Source organism: Streptomyces niveiscabiei (assembly GCF_001419795.1).
Classification (GTDB): Bacteria; Actinomycetota; Actinomycetes; order Streptomycetales; family Streptomycetaceae; genus Streptomyces; species Streptomyces niveiscabiei.
In genome coordinates, this window is the sequence record NZ_LIRL01000891.1 from 1 (window position 1) to 6509 (window position 6509).

The following is a 6509-nucleotide window of genomic DNA, read 5'->3' on the forward strand; positions in this document are numbered from 1 at the left end:
TTCCACGGCTGAACAGGAGTTTCTGTGTTCGACGACGACACGTACTGCGACGAGTGCGCCGACTACGGATGCCCCGGCCACGAACTGTGTGACGAGTGCTCCGACGACATCTGCAACGAGTGCGGCGGCTGTTCCTGCCCCGACTCCTACTGCCCCGGCTACGTCGCCCACCAGACCGGCAGCGACTTCTAGCTACGCCAAGAGCGGCCCCCCATCTCGCCAAAGAATCCGGGGCCGCTCTTGTCTCCGGTCCTCATCAGACCTGTTGGAGGTCTCCCAGCATGACCCAACCGACCCTCTTCCGGCGAGTACGCGGCCCCCGGCCGCTGCTGCTGGATCTGTTCTGCTGCCAGGGCGGCGCCGCGAAGGGGTACGCCGATGCCGGGTTCGACGTCGTCGGCGTAGACCTCGCCCCGCAGCCCCGCTACCCGTACCGGTTCGTGCAGGCGGACGCGGTCGCGTTCGTCCGCGAACACGGCGCCGGCTTCGACTTCATCCACGCGTCCCCGCCGTGCCAGCACGACTCGGACTGTCAGCGCATCCAGGGCAACACCCACCCCGACCTCATCGCCCCGACCCGTACGGCGCTGGAAGCGACGGGGCGGCCGTGGGTGATCGAGAACGTGCGCGGGGCGCTGGCGAAGCTGAACGGGCCGGTGCTGCTGTGCGGGCCGATGCTCGGCGTTGAGACGTACCGGCACCGGTACTTCGAGACCGGCGGCGGCTTCACCCTTCCCCAGCCCGGACACCCCGAACACACCGTGCCCCAGGCCAAGATGGGGCGCCCCGTCCCGCCGGGCTGGTATGGGCAGTACGTCGGGAACTTCTCCGGCGTCGCCCTCGCCCGCCAGGTGCTCGGAGTGCCGTGGATGAACCGGGACGGCATCCGCGAGTGCATCCCGCCCGCCTACACCCAGCACATCGGCCGCGCCGCCCTCGCCCACCTCACCGCGTCCGGTACGACGGGGGTGGCTGCGTGAACGCGCGCGTGCTGCCGCTCCGCAGGCCGAACGGGCTGCGGGTGCTGGATCTGTGCTGCGGCGCCGGGGGCCTGTCCATGGGCTACTACCTCGCCGGGTTCGACGTCGTCGGCGTCGACAACCGCCCCCAGCCGAACTACCCCTTCACCTTCCACCAGGCCGACGCCCTCACCTTCCCCCTGGACGGCTTCGACCTGGTCCACGCGTCGTGGCCGTGCCAGCACTTCGCCCGGGTCACCGCATGGCGCGGAAGCCGCGCGGACCACCCCGACCTCCTCACCCCCGGCCGCGAACGGCTGGAAGCGTCGGGACTGCCGTGGGTCATCGAGAACGTTCCCGAAGCCCCGCTGAGGCCGGACTACCTGCTGTGCGGGACCCAGTTCGGGCTGGACGTGCGCCGTCACCGCGTGTTCGAGACGTCGTGGGGCGGTGGCGGGGACCTGGTCCCGCCGTGCTGGCACCGCAAGGGGCTGCTGGCCTTCACCCACAAGGGCGAGCGTGCCTATGCCGACGCCATGGGCTGCACCTGGATGACCAGCATCGAAGCCCGCCAGGCCGTACCCCCCGCCTACACCCACTGGATCGCCGCCCAGTTCCTCGCCCTGGAAGGGAGGGAAGCGGCATGAACACGGTGCCTGAAGTCCTGCGGACCGCCCTCGCCCTCGCGGCGGCCGGCGTCTCCGTGCTGCCGCTGCGGGCGGGGAAGGTCCCGTTCGGCAACTGCCGCGCCTGCACCGGCAACGCGTGCGGCGGACGGCCGAACATGAAGACGCCTGGACCGTGCGCGTGCCCGTCGCCGTGCCACGCGTGGGCCGCCGCCACCACCGACACCCGCGTCCTCACCTCGCCCGCGTGGGCGCCGGCGTGGCGCGAGGCGGCGGCGGTCGCGTACCACCCCGGCGGCGCCGGACTCACCGTCGTTGACCTCGACAACGAGGCGGCCGTCACGTGGGCCCGCGTCACCCTCCCCGCGACCCGGACCGTGGCGACGACGCGGGGCGAGCACTGGATCTACGAGGGCGCCATGCCTTCGTCGAACGCGGTCCGCCCGGGTGTCGACGTCAAGTCGCTCATGTCCTACGCCCGCTGGCTCGGCCCCGGCACCGGCACCCCGGCACCCCTGCCGGACGCCGTGCGCGCGCTCGCCGTACGCCAGCCCACCCCCGCCCGGCCCGTGGCATCGGCTGTCGTCGTGCCTGCGCCCGCCGGGGGCGGGGCGTGCCGTCACCGCACCCCCGCCTACCTCGAACGCGGGATCGCCATGGCGGAACAGCGCATCACCGACGCCCGCAGCGCCGTGCACCACACGGTCTACCGGACGTTCCTCGCGGTGCTGTCCGCGCACGGCGCGTGCGGGTGCCTCACCGAGGCGCACATCGGCCGGCTGTTCACCGCCGCTCAGGCCAAGGGCGAGAGTCCCCGGCACTGCACCGAGGCGTGGACCAACGCCCTCGCCCGACTGGGGATGTGACGTGTCCGAGGACGAGAAGAACCCCGCGCGCAAGGTCATCACCGACTACGCGCAGTCCCACTTCCGGTACTTCCGCACCGTGGACGGGACCGTGTACGCGCAGCGCACCGGACACCCCGTCGCCCGCCCGATCCGCTCCCAGGGCACCACCGGAAGCCACCGCCAGGAACTTATGGTCGGCCTCTTCCGCGACGGGGTCGGCGTCTTCAACGGAACCGCCCTCAAGGAGGCGTTGGACTTGATCGAGGCACTCGCCCTCACCGAACAGGTACAGCCCACCCACATCCGCGTCGCCCCCGGCTTCGACGGCGCCACCTGGCTCGACCTCGGACGCGACGACGGCAAGTCCGTGCGCATCCACCCCACCGGCTGGGACATCCGCATCCCCGACCCGCAGGAGGTGTGCTGGCGGCGCACCCAGCTCACCGGGGAACTCCCCCTCCCGGTCCGGGACACCAACGGCAAGGGCATCGACCTCCTGTTGGGTCTGTGCAACTTCGCCGACGCCCCCACCGAAGCCCTCGCCATCGCCTGGCTCATCGGCTGCCTCGACCCGTCCGCGCCCGTCCCCGCGCCGTTCCTCACCGGCCCCCAGGGCGCCGGCAAGTCCACAGGCGGCCGGATGCTCGTACGCATCATCGAGGGCATGACCGGCGACCTGCGCCGCGCGCCCAGGGACGAAGAGAACATGATCACGGCGGTCGCGGCCGGATGGATCACCGCCCTGGACAACCTCTCCCACCTGCCCCCGGACCTGTCCGATCTCATGTGCTGCATCATCACCGGAGCCGAGAGCATCAAGCGCGCCCTGTTCACCGACGGCGACGTCGTCCGCTCCCGCTACCGCCGCCCCATGCTGCTGACCGGCATCGACGTCGGCGTCATCCGCCCCGACCTCGCCGAACGCCTCCTCACCCTGCGCCTGGAACGCCCCCGCGTCCGCCGCACCGAAGCGGAACTCTGGACGGAGTACGCCGAGATCCTGCCCGTCGTCCTCGGCTCCCTCCTCGACTTCACCGTCACCGTCCGCGCCGCACAGGCCGAAACCCCCACCGACCTGCGCATGGCCGACTTCGCCCACCTCTGCGCCCAGCTCGACACCGCCACCGGCTTCGGAACCCTGGAGGCGTACCGGGCCAGCCTCGACGACCTCAACGACGACGTCATCGAGGGCGACCTCCTGGCCCAGACGGTCCTCAAGCACGCCGCCGAACTCACCCCGGGCGAAGAGGTCCGGATGACGTCGGCGGAATGGCTGCACGCCCTCACCACCCTCTACAGCGGCGAGGAATGCCGCCCCCTGCCCAAGGGCTGGCCCACCACCGGCAAAGTCCTCTCCGACCGGCTGAGGCGCATCCAGCCCACCCTGGCCGCACGCCGCGTCCTGGTCGACTGGGGCCGCACCAGCGCCGCCCGCTACATCGAAATCAGCCGCCAGGCCCCGCCCCCGCCGCCCGAACAACAGACCGCGTTCTGACCCGCACAACCCGACAAGCAAGAGGAGCACGCCTGGCCCGGGGTGCTCCTCTTGCTTGTCGGCGGCAGCGCCGCCCTGCACAGGTCGCGCCGCGAAGCGGCCCGTTCTTCAAGCCCTGAGCGGTACGTAAAACCCACAGACACCACCCCTTCTTTGTCCTAAGTAGGGAAGACCTGCGTCACCGCGTCACCACAGGCCCGACAGACGGCCGATGACCTGCGACGACAACGGGTGACGCAGACGCCGAATCCCGCGTCATCCCGCGTCATCGGCGTCACCCGTGACGGACGGCCCATGTCACGGGTGACGCACCCCCCACCATGCTGCGTCACCCAAACCCGCAGGTCAGAACCCTGATTGACGCAGGTGACGCAATGACGCAGAAATCCCCGCTTCGGACACAGCGTCACACCTTCAGCGTCCGGCTACGAGGTCGCCCCTGCGCACCCGGGGAGCGCCTCCCGCACGGAGGACCACATGAGCCCGCGTACCTCGAACACGGAGTCACCCATCATCAACACTCCCGCCCTGCTCACCGTCCCCCAGGTCATGGCCCGCCTCAACCTCAGCCGCTCCAAGGTCTACGACCTGATCCGCACCAACCGCCTCGCCTCCATGAAGGTGGACGCCTGCCGCCGCATCCCGGACGACGCGGTGCACGCCTTCATCCGTCGCGGCATGGGCGAGGCCGCCTGATGGCCAAGCGTCGCCCCAACGGCGGGGGAACCATCACGCTGCGCAAGGACGGCCGCTATCAGGGCGCCGCGTACGTCACGGACACCGACGGCAACAGCGTCCGCAAGTTCGTGTACGGCGCGACGTACGACGAGGCCAACGAGAAGCTGGGGAAGCTTCAGCAGCAGGAGCGGGAGGGCGTTCCGGTCCCCTCCCGTTCATGGAGCGTGGGGGACTGGCTGAACTACTGGATCGAGCACATCGTCAAGCCGAACCTGGAGTTCAACACCTACTCCAAGTACGAGTCCAAGGTGAGGCTCTACCTCCTTCCACACCTGGGGAAAACCTCGATCACCCGCCTGACACCGGCCAAGGTCCGGAGCGTCATGGCACTGCTCACCCGCGAGGAAGTGCCGGCGGCCACCCGCTTCGAGGTACTCCGCACCCTGCGGAACGCCCTCAACCGCGCGATCAAAGAGGAGATCCTCACCAGGAACGTGGCCCTCCTGGTCGACATGCCCAAGGTCGACACCGACAAGGGCAAGGCGTGGAACCCCTCGGAAGCGATCCGGTTCCTGTACTCTGCTCGCGCTCACCGCTTCTTCGCGGCGTTCGTCCTCGTGCTGGTCCTCGGTCTGCGCCGCAGCGAGTTGCTGGGTCTGCGCCGACAGGACATCAACTTCGAGACGGGCCAGTTCACCCCGGTCAAGCAGGTGCAGAGGGTGAAGGGGAAGGGGTTGATCCTGAAGAACCTCAAGACGGACTCATCGAGTGCCCCGCTCCCGCTCCCGAAGTTCTGCGCCCGCGCCCTGGAACAGCGCTTCGAGCTACAGGACCTGGAACGGCAGATCGCCGGCGACAAGTGGCACCAGGACCCCGACCATGACGTGATCTTCTCCAACGAGCACGGGGGCCTGACAGACCCGGTCGGGTTCGGCCGGACGTTCGTCCGCCTCCTGAAGCGCTCCGGCGTGCGCCGGATCACGCTCCGGATCGCCCGCAAGACGTGCGCCTCGCTGCTGGCCTACTTGAAGGTCCACCCCAAGGTGGCACAGAAGATCATGCGGCACAGTGAGATCAAGATGACGCTGGACATCTACACGCAGATCGTTGGCGACTCGGAGCGGGAGGCCGTCGACATGCTCGCGGAGTTGCTGGAGAACCCACTCCTCGGGTGACGAACTCGATGGGGAAGTTCTGGGGAAACCAGCGAGTAACCCCACATGCCGACCGGCCCCGAAACCGGCCGCCGCAAACCCGTTGATGTCATCTGCTGATGTCAAAGGCCCCCAACCATGATCGGTTGGGGGCCTTTGTGCAGGTGGGGCTAACAGGATTTGAACCTGTGGCCTCATCCTTATCAGGNNGCCCCGGCCCGCGGGGTTTCGCCGCAGGTCACTGGAGCCGTTCCCGGCTCACTCGTCCTCGGCGAGCGTCAGCTCGACGCCGCCGACGAACCCGGCGGAGAGGTTGTAGATGAACGCGGCGAGCGTCGCCAGCGCCGTGGCGAGGACGACGTCGATGACCGCGATGATCGTCGAGAACATCAGGACGTGGGGGAGGGACAGGAAGGACTGGAGGTCGAACCCGTTGGACTCGTTGGACCCGGTCGCCTCGGAGATCGTGGAGCCGACGGAGGAGAAGACCCCCATCGCGTCCATGACCATCCACAGCACGGCCGAGGCGACGATCGTGCACACCCCGAGCGCGATGGACAGCAGGAAGCTGACCTTCATCACGGACCAGGGGTCGGCCTTGGCGACCCGCAGCCGCGCCTTGCGCACCCGAGGCGCGGTCCGCGCACCGGTCCGGGGCCGCCGGACGACACCGTCGGGCGCCGTCTCCTCGGCGGCGTACGCCTGCGGCGGGTGGTACGGCACGGAACCCTGCTGGTCCTGGCGCCGCT

8 protein-coding genes are annotated in these 6509 nt (G+C 69.5%); 7 read left to right on the plus strand and 1 reads right to left on the minus strand.

Going from position 1 to position 6509, the window contains the following annotated elements; translation table 11 throughout:
* Positions 1-24: 24 nt before the first annotated feature.
* The 7 genes from AOK24_RS49390 (at position 25) to AOK24_RS36385 (ending at position 5781) form a co-directional block, all read left to right on the plus strand.
* The gene (locus AOK24_RS49390; RefSeq protein WP_165854470.1) at positions 25-192 is read left to right on the plus strand and encodes a hypothetical protein; all 168 of its coding nucleotides are present in this window, start codon (positions 25-27) and stop codon (positions 190-192) included.
* Positions 193-281: 89 nt separating this feature from the next.
* On the plus strand, positions 282-980 hold the full coding sequence (locus AOK24_RS36360) for a DNA cytosine methyltransferase (protein ID WP_055724226.1): 699 nt from the start codon (positions 282-284) through the stop codon (positions 978-980).
* Positions 977-1606, plus strand: a complete 630-nt coding sequence (locus AOK24_RS36365) for a DNA cytosine methyltransferase (protein ID WP_206191330.1) — start codon at positions 977-979, stop codon at positions 1604-1606. Before AOK24_RS36360 ends, AOK24_RS36365 begins: the two co-directional genes overlap by 4 nt.
* Positions 1603-2451, plus strand: coding sequence for a bifunctional DNA primase/polymerase (locus tag AOK24_RS36370; RefSeq protein ID WP_055724227.1), 849 nt, complete (start codon positions 1603-1605; stop codon positions 2449-2451). The genes AOK24_RS36365 and AOK24_RS36370 overlap by 4 nt, the downstream gene beginning before the upstream one ends.
* Position 2452: 1 nt before the next feature.
* On the plus strand, positions 2453-3928 hold the full coding sequence (locus AOK24_RS36375; RefSeq protein ID WP_055724228.1) for a hypothetical protein: 1476 nt from the start codon (positions 2453-2455) through the stop codon (positions 3926-3928).
* A gap of 477 nt (positions 3929-4405) precedes the next feature.
* Positions 4406-4624, plus strand: coding sequence for a helix-turn-helix domain-containing protein (locus tag AOK24_RS36380; RefSeq protein ID WP_055724229.1), 219 nt, complete (start codon positions 4406-4408; stop codon positions 4622-4624).
* Positions 4624-5781, plus strand: coding sequence for a tyrosine-type recombinase/integrase (locus tag AOK24_RS36385; RefSeq protein WP_055724230.1), 1158 nt, complete (start codon positions 4624-4626; stop codon positions 5779-5781). Before AOK24_RS36380 ends, AOK24_RS36385 begins: the two co-directional genes overlap by 1 nt.
* 237 nt (positions 5782-6018) lie before the next feature.
* Here the strand turns inward: AOK24_RS36385 and AOK24_RS36390 are convergent.
* The coding region (locus AOK24_RS36390; RefSeq protein WP_055724232.1) for a DUF3566 domain-containing protein at positions 6019-6509 on the minus strand (491 nt) is incomplete at its 5' end.

What these genes read in the sequence shown, in the direction of transcription:
- AOK24_RS36385 (WP_055724230.1), top strand. Translation starts at nt 4,624, where the DNA reads ATGGCCAAGCGTCGCCCCAACGGCGGGGGAACCATCACGCTGCGCAAG.
- AOK24_RS36360 (WP_055724226.1), top strand. Translation starts at nt 282, where the DNA reads ATGACCCAACCGACCCTCTTCCGGCGAGTACGCGGCCCCCGGCCGCTG.
- AOK24_RS36370 (WP_055724227.1), top strand. Translation starts at nt 1,603, where the DNA reads ATGAACACGGTGCCTGAAGTCCTGCGGACCGCCCTCGCCCTCGCGGCG.
- AOK24_RS36380 (WP_055724229.1), top strand. Translation starts at nt 4,406, where the DNA reads ATGAGCCCGCGTACCTCGAACACGGAGTCACCCATCATCAACACTCCC.